This window comes from Amycolatopsis sp. NPDC043887 (assembly GCF_056435665.1).
On record NZ_JBWKEB010000008.1, the window covers coordinates 225,210 to 247,132 of the forward strand.

The window sequence follows — 21,923 nt, forward strand, 5'->3', positions numbered from 1 at the left end:
GGGCTGGTGGGTAAGAAAAGGGGCCCCTGTCGCCGGTTTGGGGGGGGGGGGGTGGGGGGGGGGGTTTTTTGGTTCCCACCCAAAACCCCCCCCCACGACCCCCATTCGGGCCCCAACCAGTCCTTGAGTCAGCGAAAAGTGTTCTTGGTGGACACTCAGGGGCGCAGTCGGCTCCTGTCGGCCAGGGCGGCCGAGCGCGTGACTTGCGGCAACCCTCACCGCTTACGATCAAGGCCCCCATCCAAGATCAACTTAAGCTACGTGGCATTGCGCTGGAACGACCCAAAACACTCACGACCCGCAACTGCCGGTGCGCGGCCGGCGGTTTCGCGTGACTGGACGGACGACAATCACGCGAGTTCGCCATCCAATCACGGGTGTCGTCCGTCCAATCACGCGAAACCGCCAGTTTGGCGCAGGTGCTCGTGAGTGGTCAGCGCTTCAGTGTAAAAGTGAAGTCCCCGGACACTTTCCCGGTCAACCGCACCCCCGAAACCACCTGCCCCTCATCGATCAGCCTCTCGACCTCGCCCCGCGAAAGACCGCACCCTTCGGCGATCAGCCGCACCGGCCGGACCGGGATCCGGGCCGCGAAGCGAACCGAGACGTCGCGAAAGTCCGGCACACCCGAGGGGCCGGTGTCGAGGCGCCAGGCGCCCTCCCAATCGAGGGCGATGCGGTTCCGGCGCCGCACAGCGGGATCCTGGAGCAGTTCCGCCGCCAGGACGAGGTCGTTCTCGTGTAGCCGGTCCAGCAGGTCAGGCCGCACGGAACGCACGTTCACGCGCTCCAGGATCGTGAGCTTCGCGGTGTCCCCGCATCCGGCGCAGAGCACGAGAAGCCAGACGTCGAGGAGTTTGTGGTGGGCGTTGACGCGGAATTTGCCGTTCGCCCGGAAGCGCCCGGACGGGCAAGAGCGGCAACGGCGGAGGACGACAGGCAGGCAGGTGGGAACGACCACCCAGTTTTCGAGCATGGGAAGTACACCCGTTCCAGTGAGAAATCCGCAGCAAAAGGAAGCGCGGCGCCAAAGCGCGACGCGCGACGAAATCAGCGCTCGGGAGGTCTCACAGGGTGTACAACGGCAGGGCCTCGGCTCGACGACATGGTCCGGCAGCACGGTAATGGCCCGGGAGAGGCCGCTCCACCGGTTTTCCGGGCACCACAGAGGCCCCCTCGAGCATGGAGGGGGCCTTCAGCGTGAAGCTAGGAGCGCGCGTCCTCCTTCAGCATGTCCGCGCACCGCTCACCGATCGCCATCGTCGTGATGCACGGGTTCACCGCGACCAGGAACGGCATCGCCGAACCGTCGGCGACCCGCAGGCCTTCGACACCCCGCACTCGCAGACGCGCGTCCAGCACGGCCATCGGGTCGTCGTCGCCGCCCATTTTCGCGGTGCACGAGGGGTGATAGACCGTGTTGTGCGTCTTGCGCAGGTAGTCCGCGATCTCGTCGTCGGTCTTGACATCCTTGCCGGGCGCCAGTTCCGTGCCCGCCCATTCGTCCAGCGCGGGCTGCTCGGCGATCTTGCGGGCCAGTTTGATGCCGTAGGTCATCACGCGCATGTCGTGCTCGTCGGTGAAGTACCGCGGGTCCACCTTCGGCTTGTCCCGGTAGTCGCGGCTGCGCAGCCGCACCGTCCCGGTCGACCGTGAGCGGGTGACGTTCGGGGTCAGGCAGAAGCCGTTCTCCGTGGTGGGATATCCCTGCCGGAGGGTGTTCATGTCGAACGGCACCGAGCCGTAGTGGAACATCAGGTCCGGCCGGTCGAGACCTTCCTCGGTGGTGGTGAAGATGCCGATCTCCCACCATTGCGTGGACTCGGTCGTCATCGGCTGCAGCGCGTCCCACTGGATGACGCCTTCGGGGTGATCCTGCAGGTTCTCGCCGACGCCGGGGGAGTCCACCAGAACCTCCACCCCGACCTCGCGCAGGTGCTCGGCGGGGCCGATCCCCGACAGCATCAGGAGTTTCGGGGTGTCGATCGCGCCGGAGGACAGGATGACCTCCCGCCGTGCCCGCAGCGGAACGCCGTGGATCAGGTCGTCGGCCAGGTATTCCGCGCCGGTGCAGCGTTTGCCGTCGAACAGCAGCCGCCGGACGCGGGCGCCGGTGATGACCTCCAGGTTCGGCCGCTTGCCGATGATCGGGTGCAGATACGACACCGACGCCGACGAGCGTGTGCCGTCCTCACGCGCGTTGATCTGGAACCAGTTCGCCCCGTGCGTCACGGTCTTGCCCGAGTTGAACTCCGTCCTCGGGATACCCGCCTGCTCACAGGCCTGCAGCAGCGCGACGCCGGTCGGGTCGTTCGGCGGCACCGAGCGGATGGTCACCGGACCGGAGCGGCCGTGGTGGTCGCCGGGTCCGTCGTTGGTCTCAAGACGCTTGTACAGGGGGAAAATGTCCTTCGAAGACCACCCGGGCAGGCCGAGCGACGCCCATTCGTCGAGGTCTTCGGCCGGCGCCCAGAAGGCGATGCACGAGTTGTGCGATGAGCAGCCGCCGAGCACCCGCGCGCGGGCGTGGCGCAGGAAGGAGTTGCCGGACTCCTGCGGTTCGACCAGGTAGTCCCAGTCGTAGCCGGATTCCAGCAGTGCCATCCACTTCGTCAGTTCCAGTACCGCCGGATCGTCCACATCGGACGGTCCGGCTTCCAGGAGCGCCACGGTGACGTCCGGGTCTTCCGAGAGTCTCGCCGCGACCACCGAACCCGCCGTCCCGCCGCCGACGACGATGTAGTCGAACTCTCCGGTCACTGTGCTGCCTCCTCGGGAAGTGCTTCCGCGGCGTGATCGGCCAGGACGCCGCTCTTGTGCCGCAGGACGAACCAGTAATACGCGAAACCGACGACCGCCACCGCGCCGACGAACAGCACGGCCCCCCATTCGAGGTACCAGTGATACGGCTCGGTCGCGTTGTAGACCTCGCGCCGCGGCCACGCCAGGTTCACCACGATCGCGCCGCCCCACAGCACACCGAGGATGTTGACCGGCAGCCCCAGTTTGCCGAGCGAGAAGTACTTGGCGCCCGCCACCTTCGGCGGCGGCCACTGCCCGCGCAGGCGTTTGACCAGCATCGGAACGGTGACCAGCAGGTACGCCAGGTAGATCATGATGATGCCGATACTGGTGATCACCGTGAAGATCTGCGGCTGGCCGACGTTCACCACCAGGATGAAGACCGCGATGACCCCGGAGACGATCGCGGGGATCACCGGCGTCTTCGTCTTCGGCGACACCCGAGCCAGATGCTTCCCGGCGGGCAGGTTGTTGTCGCGGCCCATCGCGAACATCATCCGGATCGACGCCGACTGCACGGCCAGGTTGCACACGGTGATCGCGATGACCACCGCCAGCAGGAAGATCGTGCCGATGGTGCTGCCCAGCACGTCGAGCACGATGAACTGAAGGCCGCCGGTGGCGATCTCCGGGTTGTTGATGTCGCCGACGGCCATCAGCGCGAGGATCAGGATGAGCCCGCCGATGACGAACGACGCGATCAGCGCGCGCAGGATCGCCTTGGGCGCGTTCTTGCGCGGGTCGTGGCTTTCCTCGCCGAGCGAGCTGGCGGTGTCGAAGCCGTACATGACGTAGGTCGACGCGAGCGAGGCGACCAGGAAGGCGCCGAAGTAGCCCCACGGCTGGTCGGCGCCGGTGTTGTTGGTCTGCATGACGACCTCGGGGCCCCGCGTGATGTTCACCGCGAGCGCCACGATGAGCAGGACCGCGGCGACCAGTTCGATGAACACGCCGGCGCTGTTGATCCGCGCCATCAGCTTGACGCCCCATGCGTTCACCAGCGTGGTGAACAGGATCAGGACCGTGCCGAGGATGACCGCGTTCACCGCGCTGTCGCCGGAGAACGAGAAGAACGACGAGATCTGGGGGAGCGTGATCTGATAGGCCAGCGCGACCGCGGCGATGGTGACGATCGACGCGGTCAGCATCATCCACCCGGCCAGCCACGCGACGTGCGGGCTGCCGAGCCGTTTCGACCAGTTGTAGATCGAGCCGGCGACCGGATAGTGCGCGGCCAGTTCGGCGAACGACAGCGCGACCATCAGCTGGCCGACGAACACCATCGGCCACGACCACCAGTACGCGGGGCCGCCGAAACTGAAACCGAAGTAGAACAGCTGGAAGGTGCCCGTCAGGATCGAGATGTAGCTGATCCCGGCGGCGAAGGTGTGGAAGTTGCCGAGGGTTCTTTCGAGTTCCTGTTTGTAGCCGAAACCGGCCAGGCCGTCATCGGAAGGAGTGCTCATCGGCAATTTTCCCCTCTTTAGTTGGACGCGGGCTCCCCGGAGAACCAGCGCTGTGGAGCGGGCCGGAGGTTCTGATAGATGTGCTTCGCCTCCGTGTACTCGGCGAGTCCGGTCGGGCCGAGTTCGCGCCCGAAACCGGACTGCTTGTAGCCGCCCCACTCCGCCTGCGGCAGATAGGGGTGGAAGTCGTTGATCCAGATCGTGCCGTGCCGCAGCCGGTTCGCGACCCGCTGCGCGCGGGAGGCGTCCGAGGTGAACACCGCGCCGGCGAGGCCGTAGTGGGTGTCGTTGGCGATGCGGACGGCGTCGTCCTCGTCGGTGAAGGTCTCGACGGTGAGCACCGGGCCGAACGATTCGTCGACGACGGCGCTGCTGCCCTGCTTCACGTTGTCGAGGATGGTCGGCAGGTAGTAATGCCCCTTCGCGAGCTTGCGATCGTCGGGGCGTTTGCCGCCGGTGCGCAGGACGGCGCCCTCTTCCAGTGCCGCGGCGACGTAGCGTTCGATCTTTTCCAGATGGGCGGCCGAGATCAGCGGACCGGTTTCAGCCTTCGGGTCGAAAGGTCCACCCAGTCGGATCAGTTCGGCGCGGCGGACGAGTTCGTCGACGAACCTGTCATGCCATTCCTCTTGGACGATCAGCCGCGCGCCCGCCGAGCAGACCTGTCCGGAGTGCAGGAACACCGCGGTCAGCGCGTAATCGACGGCGGTCTCGAAATCCGAGTCGGCGAACACGACGTTCGGGTTCTTGCCGCCCAGCTCCAGCGCGACCTTCTTGACGGTCGCGGCCGCGGAGGCGGCGATGATCTTGCCGGTCGCGAGGCCGCCGGTGAACGACACGAGGTCGACGTCCGGATGCTCGGACAGCGGTGCCCCGGCCTGCGCGCCGGCGCCGAGCACCAGGTTCGCGACGCCGCCGGGGAGTCCGGCCTCGGTCAGCAGCTTCATCAGCATGATCGAGGTGTGCGGGGTCAGCTCGCTGGGCTTGAGGACGAACGTGTTGCCCGCCGCGAGCGCGGGGGCGACCTTCCAGATGGTCTGCAGGAGCGGGTAGTTCCACGGCGTGATCAGCCCGCAGACGCCGACCGGCTCGTGCACGATCCGGCTGAACGCGTCGGGGTTGCCGGTGTCGACAACGCGGCCCGCGTCGTTCGCGGCGAGCTTGCCGAAGTAGCGCAGGCACGCGGCGATGTCGGCCATGTCGTATTCGCTCTCGACCAGCCGTTTCCCGGTGTCGAGCGATTCGGCGCGGGCGAAGGCCGCGGCGTCCCGGTCGAGCAGGTCGGCGGCCTTCAACAGCAGGTCACCGCGCTGTGGGGCGGGCGTCTGCGGCCACGGGCCGGTGTCGAACGCCTTCCTCGCGGCGGCGATGGCCGCTTCGGTGTCTTCACGGGTGCCTTCGGCGACTTCCGCGACCAGCGACCCGTCCGCGGGGCAGCGGATTTCCCGGCGACCACCGCCGACCGCGTCGACCCACTCGCCACCGATGAAAAAGTCCGCCATCAAGCCCTCCGAACCGGCTCCTGCTCAACCGTCGATCAGCGATTATCGCGGCCACCCGACGTGACCGCTACTTGGCAAAAGAGACCATGTTCACACCGTTGGGTGTCGAGTGGTGATTTTCTGACATGTGACCCGTGACGCGGCGGACGGAAGACTCTCAGGCACCCTCCGTAGACTGGTCGGAACGGCGGAAGAGGAACCAGGCGAGGTGGGAGAGTGACGTTGCTCGAGTCCGTGCACGGACCGGCCGACTTGAAGCGGATGAACCAGGATCAGCTCGGTGAGCTGGCCGCGGAGATCCGGGACTTCCTCGTCGAAAAGGTGCGGCTCGCCGGTGGTCACCTCGGCCCGAACCTGGGTGTGGTCGAGCTGACCATGGCGCTGCACCGGGTCTTCGACTCGCCGGACGACGCCATCGTGTGGGACGTCGGTCACCAGGCGTACGTGCACAAGATCGTCACCGGTCGTCATGACGGCTTCGGCAAGCTGCGCCAGCTCGGCGGCCTCACCGGCTACCCGGCGCGCTGCGAGAGCGAGCACGACCTCGTCGAGAACAGCCACGCGTCGACCGCGTTGTCCTATGTGGACGGTCTGGCGAAGGCGTTCGAACTCGGCGGGGGCGGCAGGCACGCGATCGCCGTCGTCGGCGACGGCGCGCTGACCGGCGGCATGTGCTGGGAGGCGCTCAACAACATCGCCGCGAACCCGCGCCGCCCGGTCGTCATCGTCATCAACGACAACGGCCGCTCGTACTCGCCGACCATCGGCGGCGTCGCGGACCACCTCGCGTCGCTGCGGCTCAAGCCGGGCTACGAGCGCGTCCTGGACCGCGGCAAGGAACTGCTGCGGCATACGCCCGTCGTCGGCAAGCCGATCTACGCGGCGCTGCACGCGGCGAAGGCGGGACTGAAGGACGCGCTGAGCCCGCAGATGATGTTCTCCGACCTCGGCCTCAAGTACCTCGGCCCGGTCGACGGGCACGACCTCGTCGCGCTGGAGAAGGCGTTCCAGAGCGCCCGCGACTTCGGCGGCGCGGTCATCGTCCACGTGGTCACCGAGAAGGGGCACGGCTACGAGCCCGCCGTGACCAACCAGGCCGACCAGATGCACCAGACCGATCCGATCGACCCGGAAACCGGTCTGCCGCCGGTCAAGGGCCCGAGCTGGACCGGGGTCTTCGCCGACGAACTGGTGAAGATCGGCGCCGACCGTGAAGACGTCGTCGCGATCACCGCGGCCATGCTGCGCTCGACCGGGCTGCACAAGTTCGCCGAGGCGTACCCCGACCGCTGGTACGACGTCGGGATCGCCGAGCAGCACGCGGTGACCTCGGCCGCCGGTCTCGCGATGGGTGGCAAGCACCCCGTGGTCGCCGTGTACTCGACCTTCCTGAACCGGGCGTTCGACCAGGTCCTGATGGACGTCGCGCTGCACCGCCAGCCGGTGACGCTGGTGCTGGACCGCGCGGGCATCACCGGCCCGGACGGCCCCAGCCACCACGGCATGTGGGACCTTTCGCTGCTGGGCATGGTGCCCGGGATGCGGGTCGCCGCGCCGCGTGACGCCGGAACGCTGCGCGAGGAACTGCGGGAGGCCGTCGCGGTCGAGGACGGGCCGACGGCGCTGCGGTTCTCCAAGGGCGGCGTGATCGACTCGGTGCCCGCCGTCGAGCGCGTCGGCACCGTGGACGTGCTGCGCAAGCCCGCCGGTGAAGCGGACGTCCTGCTCGTCGCGGTGGGCGCGTTCGCGATGCTCGGGCTCGCCGCCGCGGACCGGCTGGCCGACCAGGGCATCGGCGTGACCGTGGTGGACCCGCGTTGGGTCGTCCCGGCCCCGGCCGAACTGGTGGCGCTGGCCGAGCAGCACAAGCTCGTCGTGACCGTCGAGGACAGCGGGCGGCACGGTGGCTTCGGCTCCGCGCTGGCCGCGCTGTTCCGCGACGCCGAATGCGATGTGCCGCTGCGCGATCTCGCGGTGCCGCAGGTGTTCCATGACCACGGTTCGCGCGAGGAGGTGCTGGCCCGCGTCGGGCTCACCGCGCAGGATGTGGCGCGGCGGGTGACCGAGTGGTCGGCGAAGCTGGCGAGCCGGACACCGGCGCCGGAAGACACGCACCGCTGACAAGCGCCATGAAAGGTCCTTTCCTTGCAAATTTTGCAAGGAAGGGACCTTTCATGGCACGCGTGTCAGGTCAGTGCCTGTCGATGCTTGATGCATCATGTTCGAATGAAGGACACGATTCGACGGCTTCAGCTGGCGGCGGATGAGATCGCAACTCGGACACGTCAGCGAAATGACTTGATGTGCGAGCTTTTCGTTGCAGGGATGCCCCAGCGTGAGATCGCCAAGTACGCCCTGGTGAACCAGGCGACCGTGAGCCGCGTCATCGCGCGAGCACGGGGTGGCGACCGGGCTCGTGAGTGATTCGGGTCGTTTCGCGGGTACGGCCGATGACCGTGTGGATTTTGGGTCGTTAGATGACCAAAAATCCACACAGTGCAGCGAGACGGTCCCGGTGACGACCAGATCCGGAGGGGTGTGTGGAAATAAGGACACTCAACGTCCCTATTTCCACACACCCTCACTCACGCGGTCAGGCCCGCCAGACGGTGCCCCGCCGCTCGTACTCCAGCACCACCTCGGCCCGCTGAGCCACCTTCGCGCCCAAGAAGCGCTCCACGAGCCACAGCGAGACCTCGAGCCCCGCGGTGATCCCTCCCCCGGTGATCAGATCGCCGTCGTCGACGACACGCGCGTCGATCACCTTCGCGCCCTGTGCGGCCAGGTCCGCCTTCGCGCCGTTGTGTGTCGTCGCGTTGCGGCCCTTCGTCAGGCCGGCGGCGGAAAGCACCATCGTGCCGGTACAGATCCCGACGGGTAGCGCCCGCGACGCGGTGAGGCGCCGCAGGAAGCCCTGATCGGCGTTGAGCCGGTGCACTCCAGGCCCGTTCCGGTCGGTGTAGCCGCCGCCGGGCACCACGAGGACGTCGGCCTCACCAGGCGACCATCCGCGCGGCACCTCGACGACAGTGCCATAGGTGCATTTCACGGATCCGGGCCGTCCCGCGCTCACGAGCGAGGTGACGACAGCGCCACCGGTGAGCTTCCCGGCCAGGCCCAGAACTTCGACGGGCGCGATGAAATCCTGTTCCTCCACGCCGTCGAACAGCAGGATCTGCACCCGTAACGGGGCAGCGGCGGACGCGTCGGGGGCGGTGACGCCCACCAGACCGGCGGACAAGGCTGAAGCACGCAGGAAAGTTCGGCGCTGCATACCCAGTGGTCGCGCGAAAAGCGGCTCAGGTTCCCACGATCCGGCTGACCGCGCGGACGACGAGGTCGCGGGTCGCGATGGGGGAGGAGAACCCGAGGATCGACAGGTGCACGACGAGGCTCAGTAGTTCCTCGGCGTCGAAGTGGTCCGGCACGGTGCCCGAACGTTGCGCCTCCCGGATCGCGGCGACCTTGTCCGCGTGCGCCCTGACCTCGGCCTCCGGCATCGCGTCGAAGCCGTTCTCCAGGCGAAGCCAGCCCATGAGCCGGAGGAGCTGGGGATGTTCGAGGTAGCGGTCGAACAGCTTTCCCGCGTAGCCGGGCAGGTCCTCGGGGGTGATCGTGAGGGTCCGGATGGCGAGGTCCACCTGCTCCTGCACGACCTTCTCGAAAAGCTCTTCCTTGCTGCAGAAGTAGGCGTAGATCAGCGCCTTGTTCGCGCCCGCGTTCTTCGCGATGCGATCCACCCTGGCACCGGCGATGCCGTACGTCGCGAACTCCGTCGTCGCCGCGTCCAGCAGTTTCCGCTTGGTCGCTTCCTTGTCCCTGACCATGTGACCCACTCTAACTAACTGGTTGGTTGACAGCTAGCCCGGACTCGTGGCAGCCTGAGTTGGCAACCAACCGGTTAGTTAGGAGAGGGATATGAAGGTCGCACTGGTCACGGGCGCTTCCGCGGGCATCGGCGAAGCCACGGCGCTCGCGCTGCACGAAGCGGGCTCGTCCAGCTGGCCACGCCGCATATGCGTGCCCAGGGGTCCGGCAAGATCGTGAACGTCTCGTCGATCGGCGGCAAGATCTACGAACCGCTCGGCGGCTGGTACCACTCGACCAAGTTCGCCGTCGAAGGCCTCAGCGACTCACTGCGGCTGGAACTGAAGCCGTTCGGCATCGACGTCGTGGTGGTCGAACCCGGCGCCATCAAAACCGAATGGGGCGGCATCGCCATCGAGAACCTGATGAAGACCTCGGGCGACACCGCGTACGCGCCACAGGCCAAGGCGCTGGCGAAGTTCTTCGATCAGGCCGCGCGCGGTTCCCACCCCAAGGTGATCGCCGACGTCATCCTGAAGGCCGTCCGGGCCCGGCGCCCGAAGACCCGCTACGCCGCCGGATTCGGGGCGAAGCCGATCCTGTTCGTGCGCCGGGTGCTCCCGGACCGTGCCTTCGACGCGCTGTTCCTCGGGGCGCTGCGCCGCTTCGCTTAGACGGTGCCATTCAAAGCGCGCTTTCGGATTTGCGTAGCCGAACCTCCGGCCCGCCTCCGCAAATCCGAGGCCTCCGGCCGAAAGAAACGCGGGCGCGTGCCCTCGCCCGACGTGCCTACCTGGCGGTTCGGGCGACCCGTCCTAGACCGCGACGGCCGGTTCCGCGACGGGCTCCGCGTACGAGTAGACCTCCCGCGGTTCGGGGAAGATCTTCACCAGCACGGGGTACGCGATCGCCGCCGTGCACAGCGTCACCACCATGCTGATGTCGACGCCGCCCGCGATGTCCTTGAACGGCCCGGCGATCATCGGGGTGTTGGCGGTCAGCAGGCCCAGCGTCGTCGCCGGGATCCACGCGGCCATCGCGCGCCAGTTCACCCCGCGGGTGAACCAGTAGCGGCCGCCCTTGCGGCCCTGGTTGAACACCTGGAGATCGTCCGGGTCGTAGAACCCGCGCCGCAGCACGAAACCGATCATCATGATCACCATCCACGGCGACGTGCACAGCACGATCAGCGTGGCGAAGGCGTTGATGCTGGAGACCATGTCCAGCACGAAATTGCCGACGAAGATGAACACCACACTGAGCGAGCCGATCAGCAGCGTCGCCTGTACCCGGCTCAGCTTCACGAAGATCGAGCTGAAGTCCAGCCCGGTCCCGTAGAGCGACGTCGTGCCGGTGGAGAGGCCGCCGATCAGCGCGACCACGATCAGCGGGATCGCGTACCAGAGCGGGGAGATCGCGGTCAGGCCGGTGATGTAGTCGGCCGGATCGGCGACGAGGGTCGCGGTGGCGATGCCGAACCCGAACGGCAGCAGGGTCGCCACCTGCGCCAGGAACGGCGCGGCCAGCAGGGAACGGCGGCTGTGGCGCGCGGGGATGTAGCGCGTCCAGTCGCCGAGGAAGGCGCCGAACGAGATCGGGTTCGCCATCGTGGTGAGCGCGGCGAGGATCCAGGTCGGCCAGAAGTCCCCGAGCGCGTAGGTGCCGGTGCCGGCGAACCCGGGGTCGAACGTGCCGCCGTAGGCCACGATCCCGAGCAGCATGATCGCCGTGCCCAGCACCACGGCGACCCGGTTCACCAGCAGCATGAACCGGTAGCCGTAGATGCACACCACCAGCGTGGCGATCGCGATGACGCCGTACGCGACACCGCGAAGCACTTCGCCGCCGTCGAAGCCGAAAAGCCGTTGTGCCGCACCGGCGACGGCGTCGCCGCTCACCCAGACCGAGATGGCGAAGAACGTGATCGCCGTCAGCAGGGAGAGGAAGGAGCCGACACAGCGGCCGACGACGCCGAAGTGCGCGCCGGAGGAGACGGCGTTGTTGGTCCGGGTGAGCGGGCCGAACAACGACATCGGCGAGAGCACGAGCGCGCCGACGACCACGCCCGCGACGGTGGCCGCCACCGCCGCCCAGAAGCTCAGGCCGAAGGCGATCGGGAGGGTCCCGAGGATGATGGTGGCGAAGGTGTTCGCACCGCCGAACGCCATCCGGAACAGGTCGCGCGGACGCGACGTCTGTTCCTCCGTCGGGATCGGCGCGATGCCATGCTGCTCGACTTCGGTGACCTTGTCACCCATGGGGACCTCCAAATACGCATTTCGTCCTCTGAATGCGGTCCTTGCACACGCAACTACCGCATTCAGAGGACGAAATGCGGTCAGGCGAAGCGGGTCATGACGTGCTTGACGCGGGTGTACTCGGCGAAGGAGTAGGACGAGAGGTCCTTCCCGTGGCCCGAGTGCCCGAAGCCGCCATGGGGCATTTCCGAGACCAGCGGCCCGTGGGTGTTGACCCAGACACAGCCGAAGTCGAGTTCGCCCGAAACGCGGGTCGCGCGTGCCAGGTCGTTGGTCCAGATCGACGACGCGAGCCCGTACGGGACGCCGTTGGCCAGGCGCACCGCCTCGTCCTCGTCCACAAAGGACTGGACGGTGATCACGGGGCCGAAGATCTCCTCCCGCACGATCTCGTCGTCCTGTTTCAGGCCCGAGATCACGGTGGGGGAGAAGAAGAAACCGCGGTCGCCGGCGGGCACTCCGCCGGTCTCCACGCGAGCGTGCGACGGCAGCCGCTCGACGAGCCCGCGGACCCGCCCGAACTGCGCCTCGCTGTTGAGCGGGCCGAACTCCTCACCGGGCGTCTGCGCGGCGGCGGCCTTGGTCAGCTCCGCGACGAACTCGTCGTGGATCGCCGCGTCCACCAGCACCCGGCTGCCCGCCGTGCAGTCCTGCCCGGCGTTGTAGAACGCCGCGCCGACGATGCCCTCGGCCGCTTCGGCGAGGTTCACGTCGCCGAAGACCAATAGCGGCGCGTTGCCGCCGAGTTCGAGGTGCGTGCGCTTGAGGTCGGCCGCCGCGACGGTCGCGACGTCGATACCGGCGCGGGTCGACCCGGTGATCGACACGAGCTCGGTGATCGGATGCTTCACCAGTGCGCGGCCGGTGTCGCGGTCGCCGCACAGCACGTTGAAAGCGCCCTGCGGCAGGAACTCCGCCGCGACCTTCGCCAGCAGCACGGCCGTCGACGGCGTGGTCTCCGCGGGCTTCAGCACGACGGTGTTGCCCGCGGCCAGCGCCGGGGCGATCTTCCAGACACCCATCATCAGCGGGTAGTTCCAGGGCGCGATCTGCGCGCAGACGCCGACCGGCTCGCGACGGATCGCGGACGTGTGCCCTGGCAGGTACTCACCGGACGCGGTGCCTTCGAGCTGCCGCGCCGCACCCGCGAAGAACCGCAGCGCGCTGACGCACTCCGGGATCTCCTCGTCCAGCACGACGGACCGGATCTTGCCGGTCTCGCGGATTTCGAGGTCGGCGAACTCCTCGGCGCGGGCCTCCACCGCGTCGGCGATATTCAGCAGTGCGAGCTGGCGCTGAGCGGGGGTGCTCTTGCGCCACACCTTGAACGCCCGTTCCGCGGCGGCCAGCGCGGCGTCCACATCGGACTGTTCGGAGAGGACGCTGGTGCCGAAGACCTCGCCGGTGGCGGGGTCGACCAGGTCGAGCGTCCGCGAGCCCGAAGCCGGTACCTCGGTGCCGTCGACGAAATTCAGGACCTGAGTCATTTCTTCTCCAGGTGGGTCGGCTCGAACATCTTCAGGAGGGCGGGGAGGACGACCATCGACGGACCGGGCGTGCCCAGCGCGTCGGCCAGGTCCTTCCCGATGGTGTCCAAAGAGGACACAGTGGCCGGGACGCCGAAGGACTGTGCCAGCGCGGCGAAATCGGGCCGCGCGAGTTCGGTGGCCGTGGACTGGCCGAACGCGCCGGTCAGGTACTCGCGCAGGATGCCGTAGCCGCCGTCGTCGATGACGAGCCACGTGACGGCCAACCCGTGCTGGACCGCCGTGGCCAGTTCCGCGACGCCGTACATCGCGCCACCGTCACCGGAGACCGCGAGCGCCGGGCCGCCGGTCGCCGCCGCGCCGCCGAGCGCGCCGGGCAGGCCGTAGCCGAGCCCGCCCGCGCCCTGCGCGGTGTGGATCGGCGCACCCTCGGGATTCCACGCCGACCAGGCCCAGTAGGCCGCGATCGTCATGTCCCAGAACGTCTGTGTGCCTTCGGGGACCGCGGCACGGATGTCGTCGATCAGCTTGCGCTCGGTTTCGAGGGGCTGGCCGTCGAGGCGTTCGCGCACCTTGGCCAGCAGATCCGCGACCGCCTTCTCGGCGACGCCGTCACTCTGGCGGAAGGGCACCTGCTCCAGAAGTCCTTGCAGGGCGAGGCGGACGTCGGCGTGGACGCCCAGCGCCGGGTAGTTCGACTCCAGCTTCCCGAGATCGGCCTCGATCTGGATCACCCGGCCGCGCGGGGCGAACTCGCGGTAGTTGCTGGACAGCTCGCCGAGCCCGGAACCCAGTACCAGCAGCACATCCGCGGCCGAGAGGAACTCCGTGCTGTGCCAGTCTTCGAGCCACGACTGGCCGGACAGTTCATGGTCCCAGCCGAAGACGCCCTTGCCGCCGAACGTCGACAGCACCGGCGCGCGCAGTGCCTCGGCGAGCGCCTTCAGCTCGGCCTGCGCGCCCGAGCGCAGGGCGCCGCCACCGGCGAGGATCACCGGATTCTTCGCCGCGCCAAGGAGATTCGCGGCTTCGGTGACGAGCTCCGGCAACGGTTCGAGCGGTGCGGGCCGTGCCGTCACCGACGTGATCCGCGGCAGGTCCGCCGGTGCCAGCAGGATGTCCTGCGGGATCTCGACCCACACCGGGCCGTACGGCGCGGTCGCCGCCGATTCCCATGCTTCGCGCAACGCCGTCGGGATCTGGCTGACGGTGCGCACCACGTGCACCGACTTCACCACGTCGCGGAAACTGGCCTGCTGGTCGGGCAGTTCGTGCAGATACCCGTGCCGCCCGCCGCCGAGCCCGGCCACCGGGATCTGGCTGGAGATCCCGAGCACCGGGACCGACGCCGCGCGGGATTCCTGCAGGGAAGCCAAAGTCAGCAACGCGCCGGGGCCGGTCGACACGATCATCGGGGTCACCGGGACCGGGCCTTCGGGATCCGCCGCGAGCCGGGCACGGGCGTACCCGTCGGCCGCGAACGCCAGGTTGTTCTCCACCCGTGAGCTGATGACGCGCAGGTCCTCGGTGCGCCGCAACGCTTCGAACAGCCCGAGCGCGTGCTGGCCCGGCAGGCCGAAGACGGTGTCCGCGCCGAGCGCGTGCAGGATTTCGACGACTACGTCGCCGCCTATCCGTTCAGTGCTGGTCATGCGCCCTTCCCCAAACTGAGCAGGCTCACCAGGTCGTAGGCGACGTGGGAAGCCGCGATGGCGGTGATCTCGGCATGATCGTAAGCCGGGGCCAGCTCCACCACATCGGCTCCGATGAGGTTGCAGTCCCGCAGCCCGCGCAGGATCTCCAGCAGTTCGCGGCTGGTCATGCCGCCCGCTTCGGGGGTCCCGGTGCCCGGCGCGTGCGCCGGGTCGAGCACGTCGATGTCGACCGAGATGTAGAGCGGGCGGCCACCGATGCGCTGGCGCAGCGCGTCGACGGTCTCGGCGACCCCGCGGCGCATGACGTCGCCGGAGGTGACGATGCCGAATCCGAGGCGGCGGTCCTCTTCCAGATCCCGCTTGCCGTACAGCGGGCCGCGCGTGCCGACGTGGGACAGCGCTTCGGTGTCGAGGAGGCCTTCCTCGGACGCCCGCCGGAACGGGGTGCCGTGGGTGTACGGCTCGCCGAAGTAGGTGTCCCAGGTGTCGAGGTGCGCGTCGAAGTGCAGCAGCGCCACCGGTCCGTGCTTCTTCGCCGCCGCCCGCAGCAGCGGCAGCGCGATCGTGTGGTCGCCGCCGACGGTCACCAGCCGCGTCCCGCCCGCGGTCAGCGCCTCGGCCTCGCTCTGCAGCGTCTCGATCGCCTCGCCGATGTCGAACGGGTTGAGCGCGATGTCGCCGGCGTCGACCACCTGGGTCGCGGCGAACGGGGAAACGTCGAGTTCCGGGTGGTACGGGCGAAGGAGCCGGCTGGCCTCACGGAGCGCCGCGGGGCCGAACCGCGCGCCGGGACGGTAGGACACCCCGGCGTCGAACGGCACCCCGACGACGGCGACGTCGGCATGCTCGACCTGATCGATCCGCGGCAGCCTCGCGAAGGTCGCGAAACCGGCGAACCGGGGCACCCTCGAAGAGTCGACGGGTCCGATCGGGGTCTGCTCAGGCACTGTGTCTCCTTCGAATGGTTTTCAGGACTGCGAAGCGGCGAGTTCCGCCTCTTCTTCTTCTTCGGCGGCCGCGCTGCCGTTCAGGCGGCGGGTCCACACGGTGAGGATCTCGTCCGAGGTACGCGGGGTGAGGAAGCTGACCAGCAGGTACACCGCGAGGCTGGACCCGAGGCCCCAGTAGATCGGGCTGTTGGCCTCGACGCCGTCGACGAACATGAACGTGATGACGACGACGGTGCCGACGACCATCGACGCGAGCGCGCCCTGACGGGTACCGCGTTTCCAGGCCAGTCCGCCGATGATCGCGACCAGCAGGCCGCCGACGAGGATGTCGTAGGCGATGGTCAGCGCGTTGACGACGTCGTCCACGATCATCGCGATGCCGATCGCGGCGATGCCGAGGACCAGGGTGGTGACCCGGTTCCTGGTGACCTCGTTGACGGCCTTTTCGAGGCCCAGTTTGGAAAGCAGGTCCGAGGTGCTGACCGTCGAGCACGCGATGAGCGCGCCGCTCGCGGTCGACATCATCGCCGAGAGCGCCGCGGCGAGCACCAGCCCGCGGACCCCGGCGGGCAGCTGGTCCTCGACGATGGTCGCGAACGCGTCCTGCGCGCTGGCGAGGTTCGGGTACAGCGTCTTGGCCGCGGTGCCGATCAGCGCGCCGGCGAGACCGTAGACCAGGCAGTAGACGCCGGAGATGACGCCGCCGCCGGTCGCGATGCCCGGTGTCCTCGCGGTGAACACGCGCTGCCAGATGTCCTGGCCGATCAGCAGCCCGAAGCTGTAGATGAGGAAGTAGGTGAAGATCGTGTCGCCGCCGATGGCGGTCAGCTCGAAGTAGCTCTCGTCCAGCCGCGCGGCCATCCCGTCGAAACCGCCCGCCGAGACGATCGAGACCGGCAGCAGGATCAGCAGGATGCCGATGGTCTTGATGACGAACTGGACGATGTCGGTCAGCGTGATCGACCACATGCCGCCCAGCACCGAGTAGAGCACCACGATCGACCCGCCGATGGCGATCCCCGCCCAGCTGGGCACATTGAACAGGACCTTGAAGATGGTGGCGAACGCCAGCGTCGAGGTGACGGTCAGCATCAGCGTGTAGCCCCACATGACGACACCGGAGATGGTGCTGGTGGAGCCGCCGTAGCGCAGGTCGAGCATTTCGCCGACGGTGTAGACCCGCAGTTTCACCAGCCGCCGCGCGAACAGTGTGTGGAGGACCAGGATGCCGACGCCGATCGCGATCACGAGCCAGGCGCCGGAGATGCCGTAGGTGTAGCCGAGCTTCACCCCGCCGACCGTCGAAGCGCCGCCGAGGACGACCGCGGACATCGTGCCCGAGTACATGAACCAGCCGAGACGGCGGCCCGCGACGAGGTAGTCGGATTTGGTCTTGGCGAGCCGCAGCCCGAACCAGCCGACTCCGATCATGCCCGCTATGTAGAGCGCGATCACCGCGTAGTCACCGGCCACGGTGTCCTCCTTGACTTGGGGCTGTTCGCTTCGTTCGGGTCACCGTAGATTCGTTCGCGGCTTGAACGACATGGGATGATCCATCCGAACTCCGGTGTGAGCGAGGATGAAATGACCCAAGGCCGCGATCCGTTCGACTCGGATGTGAATGTCCCGTTACGGGCCGTGGTCGGCAACCCGGAACTGGCGGTCGACCCGGTCGTGGAGACCCTGCGGCCGGGTGCGCTCGACGCCCCGGTGCGCTGGGCGCACGTCAGCGAGCTGCTGGATCCCGCGCCGTACCTGCTCGGGGCGGAACTCCTGCTCACCGCCGGGGTGAACCTGCCGGTGGAACCGGCCGAGATCGACCGCTACGTCCGGCGGCTCGCCGAAAGCGGGATCTCCGCGCTGGGGTTCGGGCTCACTCCGGGCGCCTACGAGACGCTGCCGCCGCCACTGCGGACGGCGTGTGCCCGGCACGGGCTCCCGCTGCTGGTCGTCCAGCCGCGGACACCGTTCCTCGCGATCAGCCGGGCGGTGTCGGTCGCGCTGGCGGAGGCGGGGCAGCGGGAACAGCGGCGGATCGCGGTCGCGCGCGAGGCGCTGACCAGGGCGGCCGGTGACGGACTCGGTGAACTGGCCGGCGCGCTGGCCGGGCGGCTCGGGGCCTGGGTGGCGCTGGTCGGCGTCGGCGACGTCCTGGCCGCGGACCACGGGGCACCGTCGCCGCTGCCCGCGGAAGTCCGGGAGCTCCTCGCCACGCTCCGGACGGGCCGGGGGATCCGCAGCGCGACCACGGAACTGGCCGACGGCACCCACGTCGTCGCGCAGCCGGTGTACCCGCAGGCGACGGCGTCGCATCTGGTCGTGGTCGGCCGCGTCGCGCGGTTCGACGGGGCGGACCGCTCGATCCTGTCGGTCGGGGCGGCGCTGCTCGGGCTGGTGGGCCGCGCGGGTTCGGACGCGGCCGGTCTGGGCGCCACCGCCACGGCGTTGCTGCTGGGCGAGACCGACGTGATCGGCGGGGACGAACGCCGTCTGGTCGCGGGGATCGCTTACCGCCGCGGGCCGAACGAGGTCGCCGCCCGCTACGACTGGCTGCGCGCCCGGCTCGACACCCCGCTCGTCCGGTTGCGGCCGGGGCCGCGGTTCACCGCGATCGTCCGCGAGGCGCCTGAAATCGGCGACCTCGACCGGCTCCGCGCCGACGGCTGGCTCGCGGTCGTGGGCTCGCCCGTCCCGCCCGGACGGCTTCCCGAAGCGGCGGGCGAAATCGAGTTACTGCTGACGCGGGCAGCCGCGCTGGAACGGCCCATCGTGGCGGAAGGTACTGCGGGGCTGGACGCCCTGATCGATCCGGGCGCCGCGGCCGGGTTCGCCGCCCAGACGCTGGCGCCGCTGCGCGAACTCGACCGGAAGGGGGACCGCGAACTGGTCGGGACGCTGCGGACCTGGCTCGCGCACCACGGCGGCTGGGACCGGACGGCCGCCGAACTCGGCGTGCACCGCAACAGCGTCCGGCACCGGATCGGTCAGATCGAACGGGCGCTGGGGGTGGACCTGGCGGATCCGGAGATCCGGATGCGGCTGTGGTTTGCGCTGAGGTGGATGTGAAGGGGGCGGGTGGTCATGGGGTTCGTGAGTGGTAAGGACGGTTAGAACCGTCCTTACCACTCACGAGTCCAATAAGGTCACTCTCAGGAATGTGTGGCAACGTAGGGTCGTGCGAATTCTGGTAGTCGAAGACGAAGAACCCCTCGCCGACGCGATCGCACGCGGCCTGCGGCGCGAGGGCATGGCGGTGGACATCGCGCTCACCGGGGACGACGGGCACGAGAAGGCCGCCGTCACCCGGTACGACGTCGTGCTGCTCGACCGCGACCTGCCCGGGATGTCCGGTGACGACCTGTGCCGCGAGATCGTCGCGTCCGGCGAGCTGACCCGTGTCCTGATGCTCACCGCGAGCAGTTCCGTTTCGGACCGCGTCGACGGGCTTTCCCTCGGTGCCGACGACTATCTCGCCAAGCCGTTCGCCTTCCCCGAACTCGTCGCGCGCGTGCGGGCGCTCGGCCGCCGCGCGACCCCGGCCGCGCCGCCGCTGCTGACTTCGGGCGACGTCGAACTGGACCCGGCGAGGCGGACCGTCCGCCGCGCGAGCGGTCCGGTCGAGCTGACCCGCAAGGAGTTCGGCGTCCTGGAGGTGCTGCTGTCGGCCGCCGGTTCGGTGGTCAGCAGCGAAGAACTGCTCGAACGCGTGTGGGACGAGAACGCCGACCCGTTCACCACCACCGTCCGGGTCACCGTGATGACACTGCGCAAGAAGCTCGGCGAGCCGGGCATCATCGAGACCGTCGTCGGCTCCGGCTACCGGGTGCCGGAGCAGGGGACCGCACGCGGGTGAACCTGTCCGGTGCCCGCAGCCTGCGCGCGCGGGTCACGCTGCTCGCGACCGGGCTGGTGGCACTGGTCAGCCTCCTGTTGCTCTGGCTGACCTGGAACCTGGTCGGCGACGCGGTTTCCGCCGTGCCGCAGCTGCCGCCGGGCACCACGGTGCGGGTCGACGGCGTCGACGTCGACGCTTCCGCGGTCACCGAGCATCTGCGGGCGTACGCCAGGAACCGGGTGCTGCTCTTCGGCGCGGTCGCGTTCTGTTTCGTCGTGCTGGCGGCGGGGATCCTCGCGTGGACGTTCACCGCGCGGGTCCTGCGACCGCTGCGCGAGATCACCGGTACCGCGCGGCGCCTGTCGATCGAATCGATGGGGGAGCGGATCGGCGAGGTCCGCACGAAGGACGAACTCGCCGAACTGGCCGAGACCTTCGACGACATGCTCGACCGGCTGCAGGCCGCGTTCGACGCGCAACGGCATTTCGTCGCCAACGCCAGCCACGAACTGCGGACACCGCTCGCGGTCATCCGCACCGAACTCGACGTCACCCTGGCCGACGAGCACGCGGACGAAGCCGAATTACGCCGGATGGCGGGTGTGGTCCGCGACGCGACCGAGCGGGCCGAGCGGCTGGTCGGTTCGCTGCTGCTGCTCGCGCGCACCGACGGCGCGGGACTGGTGGCCAGGGAGCCGGTCGATCTGGCGGTGATCGTCGCGAGCGCGTGGCGCGCGGTGCGCACCGAAGCCGAAAAGCGCGGCATCCGTACCGAATTCGCGACCCAGGGAGCGCCGACTTTCGGCGATCCCGCGCTGCTGGAGCGGATCGCGGGAAACCTGCTGGAGAACGCCGTACGGCACAACGTCGACGGCGGCTGGCTGGACGTCGTCACGCAGGCGGGTCCACAGTGGTCGGTGCTGCGGGTGCGGTCGTCCGGCGGTTTGCTCGACCCGGCCGCGGTCCCCGAACTGTTCGAACCGTTCCGCCGCGCCGGCGTCGCCAGGACCGCCCGCACCGGTGCCGGGCTGGGGCTTTCGATCGTGCGGGCCGCGGTCCAGGCGCACGGCGGCACGGTGTCCGCGGAACCCGTTGTGGGTGGCGGTCTTTCGGTGACCGTGCACCTGCCCGCTCTGCCTTGACCCCCGGCTGGGTTACGGTTCAAGCATGGTCCCCAGCATTCGGCTGAACAACGGAACGTCCCTCCCGCAACTCGGGTTCGGGGTGTACAAGATCGGCGACGACGAGGTCGTGGACGCGGTCCGCACCGCCATCGGGGCGGGTTACCGGGCCATCGACACGGCGACCCTGTACGCCAACGAACGCGGAGTCGGCGAGGCCGTCCGCACCAGCGGGCTGCCCCGCGAGGAACTGTTCGTCACCACGAAACTGTGGAACACCGAGCACGGCTACGACTCGGCGTTGCGTGCCTTCGACACGAGTCTGAGCGAACTCGGTCTCGAGTATGTCGATCTGTACCTGATCCACTGGCCGCTGCCCGCGCAGGACAAGTACGTGGAAACGTGGCGGGCGCTGGAAAAGATCGCCTCCGACGGCCGGGCGAAGGCGATCGGCGTCTCGAACTTCCAGATCCCGCATCTGGAGCGGCTGATCGAAGAGGCCGGGATCGTCCCGGCGGTGAACCAGATCGAATGCCACCCGTGGCTGCAGCAGCCGTTGCTGCGGGACTTCCACGAGAAGCACGAGATCGTCACCGAGGCCTGGGGTCCGCTGGCGCGCGGCGGGGACCTGCTCGCCGACGAGAAGATCACCACGATCGCGGAGAAGCACGGCAAGACTCCGGCGCAGATCGTGCTCCGCTGGCACGTCGAGATGAACCACCTGGTGATCCCGAAGTCGGTCACGCCGGAACGGATCAAGGAGAACATGGACGTCTTCGACTTCGCGCTCGACGCCCACGACGGCGCCGCGATCGCGACACTGGAGCAGGGGAAGCGGCTGGGGCCGGACCCGGACAAGCTGGGCGCCTAGGGTTTCGGCGCGTTCTGGACTGTCCATAAAGGACGATTTCCGGGATTGAAGTGCCCGTTTTGGGTATTTCGCGTAGCTTCGCGCGTAGGTCGTGAGTGGCAATGAGGGTTCTAACCCTCATTGCCACTCACGACCCCCAGGAGAAACCGCGCATATAGGCATTAATCGG

At 68.5% G+C, this 21,923-nt stretch carries 17 protein-coding genes; 6 read left to right on the forward strand and 11 right to left on the reverse strand.

All coding sequences use genetic code 11. From position 1 onward, the window contains the following. Positions 1 to 433: 433 nt before the first annotated feature. The 4 genes from AC069H_RS22825 to AC069H_RS22840 all read right to left on the reverse strand — a co-directional run bounded on the left by AC069H_RS22825 (position 434) and on the right by AC069H_RS22840 (position 5,770). Positions 434 to 976, reverse strand: a complete 543-nt coding sequence (locus AC069H_RS22825; protein ID WP_478233747.1) for a DUF1062 domain-containing protein — start codon at positions 974 to 976, stop codon at positions 434 to 436. A gap of 230 nt (positions 977 to 1,206) precedes the next feature. Then, entirely contained in the window at positions 1,207 to 2,760 is a 1,554-nt protein-coding gene (locus AC069H_RS22830) for a GMC family oxidoreductase (protein ID WP_478233748.1), read from the reverse strand. After that, positions 2,757 to 4,268 (reverse strand): APC family permease, encoded by a 1,512-nt coding sequence (locus AC069H_RS22835; protein WP_478227830.1) that lies wholly within the window; start codon positions 4,266 to 4,268, stop codon positions 2,757 to 2,759. The genes AC069H_RS22830 and AC069H_RS22835 overlap by 4 nt, the downstream gene beginning before the upstream one ends. A 17-nt stretch (positions 4,269 to 4,285) precedes the next feature. Then, on the reverse strand, positions 4,286 to 5,770 hold the full coding sequence (locus AC069H_RS22840) for an aldehyde dehydrogenase family protein (protein WP_478227831.1): 1,485 nt from the start codon (positions 5,768 to 5,770) through the stop codon (positions 4,286 to 4,288). A 216-nt stretch (positions 5,771 to 5,986) separates the two neighbouring features. Between AC069H_RS22840 and dxs the strand changes: the two genes are divergently transcribed. Further along, positions 5,987 to 7,891, forward strand: a complete 1,905-nt coding sequence (gene dxs / locus AC069H_RS22845) for a 1-deoxy-D-xylulose-5-phosphate synthase (protein WP_478233749.1) — start codon at positions 5,987 to 5,989, stop codon at positions 7,889 to 7,891. Between the two features lie 472 nt (positions 7,892 to 8,363). Here dxs and AC069H_RS22850 read toward each other — a convergent pair whose 3' ends face one another. Together AC069H_RS22850 and AC069H_RS22855 are read right to left on the reverse strand one after the other, a co-directional pair. Then, positions 8,364 to 9,011 carry a DJ-1/PfpI family protein gene (locus AC069H_RS22850; protein WP_478233750.1) on the reverse strand — a complete coding sequence of 216 codons (648 nt, stop codon included), beginning with the start codon at positions 9,009 to 9,011 and terminating at the stop codon, positions 8,364 to 8,366. Between the two features lie 58 nt (positions 9,012 to 9,069). Next, positions 9,070 to 9,597 (reverse strand): TetR/AcrR family transcriptional regulator, encoded by a 528-nt coding sequence (locus AC069H_RS22855; RefSeq protein ID WP_478233751.1) that lies wholly within the window; start codon positions 9,595 to 9,597, stop codon positions 9,070 to 9,072. Positions 9,598 to 9,771: 174 nt separating this feature from the next. On the opposite strand from AC069H_RS22855, the gene AC069H_RS22860 reads away from it, so the two are divergent. Continuing rightward, positions 9,772 to 10,251, forward strand: a complete 480-nt coding sequence (locus tag AC069H_RS22860; RefSeq protein WP_478233863.1) for an SDR family NAD(P)-dependent oxidoreductase — start codon at positions 9,772 to 9,774, stop codon at positions 10,249 to 10,251. A gap of 141 nt (positions 10,252 to 10,392) precedes the next feature. Here AC069H_RS22860 and AC069H_RS22865 read toward each other — a convergent pair whose 3' ends face one another. The 5 genes from AC069H_RS22865 to AC069H_RS22885 all read right to left on the reverse strand — a co-directional run bounded on the left by AC069H_RS22865 (position 10,393) and on the right by AC069H_RS22885 (position 17,400). Continuing rightward, complete coding sequence (locus tag AC069H_RS22865; protein ID WP_478227836.1) at positions 10,393 to 11,835, reverse strand: purine-cytosine permease family protein; 1,443 nt, start codon at positions 11,833 to 11,835, stop codon at positions 10,393 to 10,395. Between the two features lie 80 nt (positions 11,836 to 11,915). Continuing rightward, a complete protein-coding gene (locus AC069H_RS22870; protein ID WP_478233752.1) occupies positions 11,916 to 13,322 on the reverse strand; it encodes an aminobutyraldehyde dehydrogenase in 1,407 nt (468 codons plus the stop codon). Next, the gene (locus AC069H_RS22875) at positions 13,319 to 14,974 is read right to left on the reverse strand and encodes a thiamine pyrophosphate-binding protein (protein ID WP_478227838.1); all 1,656 of its coding nucleotides are present in this window, start codon (positions 14,972 to 14,974) and stop codon (positions 13,319 to 13,321) included. The genes AC069H_RS22870 and AC069H_RS22875 overlap by 4 nt, the downstream gene beginning before the upstream one ends. Continuing rightward, complete coding sequence (gene speB, locus AC069H_RS22880; RefSeq protein ID WP_478233753.1) at positions 14,971 to 15,924, reverse strand: agmatinase; 954 nt, start codon at positions 15,922 to 15,924, stop codon at positions 14,971 to 14,973. Before speB ends, AC069H_RS22875 begins: the two co-directional genes overlap by 4 nt. A gap of 21 nt (positions 15,925 to 15,945) precedes the next feature. After that, positions 15,946 to 17,400, reverse strand: coding sequence for a sodium:solute symporter family protein (locus AC069H_RS22885; RefSeq protein ID WP_478233754.1), 1,455 nt, complete (start codon positions 17,398 to 17,400; stop codon positions 15,946 to 15,948). 111 nt (positions 17,401 to 17,511) lie between these two features. Here AC069H_RS22885 and AC069H_RS22890 point away from each other — a divergent pair, with 111 nt between their 5' ends. The 4 genes from AC069H_RS22890 to AC069H_RS22905 all read left to right on the forward strand — a co-directional run bounded on the left by AC069H_RS22890 (position 17,512) and on the right by AC069H_RS22905 (position 21,754). Beyond that, positions 17,512 to 18,993 (forward strand): PucR family transcriptional regulator, encoded by a 1,482-nt coding sequence (locus tag AC069H_RS22890; RefSeq protein WP_478233755.1) that lies wholly within the window; start codon positions 17,512 to 17,514, stop codon positions 18,991 to 18,993. 109 nt (positions 18,994 to 19,102) lie between these two features. Beyond that, a complete protein-coding gene (locus tag AC069H_RS22895) occupies positions 19,103 to 19,780 on the forward strand; it encodes a response regulator transcription factor (protein WP_007033550.1) in 678 nt (225 codons plus the stop codon). Continuing rightward, the gene (locus AC069H_RS22900; protein WP_478233756.1) at positions 19,777 to 20,904 is read left to right on the forward strand and encodes a sensor histidine kinase; all 1,128 of its coding nucleotides are present in this window, start codon (positions 19,777 to 19,779) and stop codon (positions 20,902 to 20,904) included. The genes AC069H_RS22895 and AC069H_RS22900 overlap by 4 nt, the downstream gene beginning before the upstream one ends. Positions 20,905 to 20,929: 25 nt before the next feature. Beyond that, complete coding sequence (locus tag AC069H_RS22905) at positions 20,930 to 21,754, forward strand: aldo/keto reductase (protein WP_478233757.1); 825 nt, start codon at positions 20,930 to 20,932, stop codon at positions 21,752 to 21,754. Positions 21,755 to 21,923: the final 169 nt, after the last annotated feature.

What these genes read in the sequence shown, in the direction of transcription:
- AC069H_RS22840 (WP_478227831.1), bottom strand. Translation starts at nt 5,770, where the DNA reads ATGGCGGACTTTTTCATCGGTGGCGAGTGGGTCGACGCGGTCGGCGGT.
- AC069H_RS22865 (WP_478227836.1), bottom strand. Translation starts at nt 11,835, where the DNA reads ATGGGTGACAAGGTCACCGAAGTCGAGCAGCATGGCATCGCGCCGATC.
- AC069H_RS22890 (WP_478233755.1), top strand. Translation starts at nt 17,512, where the DNA reads ATGACCCAAGGCCGCGATCCGTTCGACTCGGATGTGAATGTCCCGTTA.
- AC069H_RS22825 (WP_478233747.1), bottom strand. Translation starts at nt 976, where the DNA reads ATGCTCGAAAACTGGGTGGTCGTTCCCACCTGCCTGCCTGTCGTCCTC.
- AC069H_RS22875 (WP_478227838.1), bottom strand. Translation starts at nt 14,974, where the DNA reads ATGACCAGCACTGAACGGATAGGCGGCGACGTAGTCGTCGAAATCCTG.
- AC069H_RS22870 (WP_478233752.1), bottom strand. Translation starts at nt 13,322, where the DNA reads ATGACTCAGGTCCTGAATTTCGTCGACGGCACCGAGGTACCGGCTTCG.
- AC069H_RS22905 (WP_478233757.1), top strand. Translation starts at nt 20,930, where the DNA reads ATGGTCCCCAGCATTCGGCTGAACAACGGAACGTCCCTCCCGCAACTC.
- AC069H_RS22855 (WP_478233751.1), bottom strand. Translation starts at nt 9,597, where the DNA reads ATGGTCAGGGACAAGGAAGCGACCAAGCGGAAACTGCTGGACGCGGCG.
- AC069H_RS22835 (WP_478227830.1), bottom strand. Translation starts at nt 4,268, where the DNA reads ATGAGCACTCCTTCCGATGACGGCCTGGCCGGTTTCGGCTACAAACAG.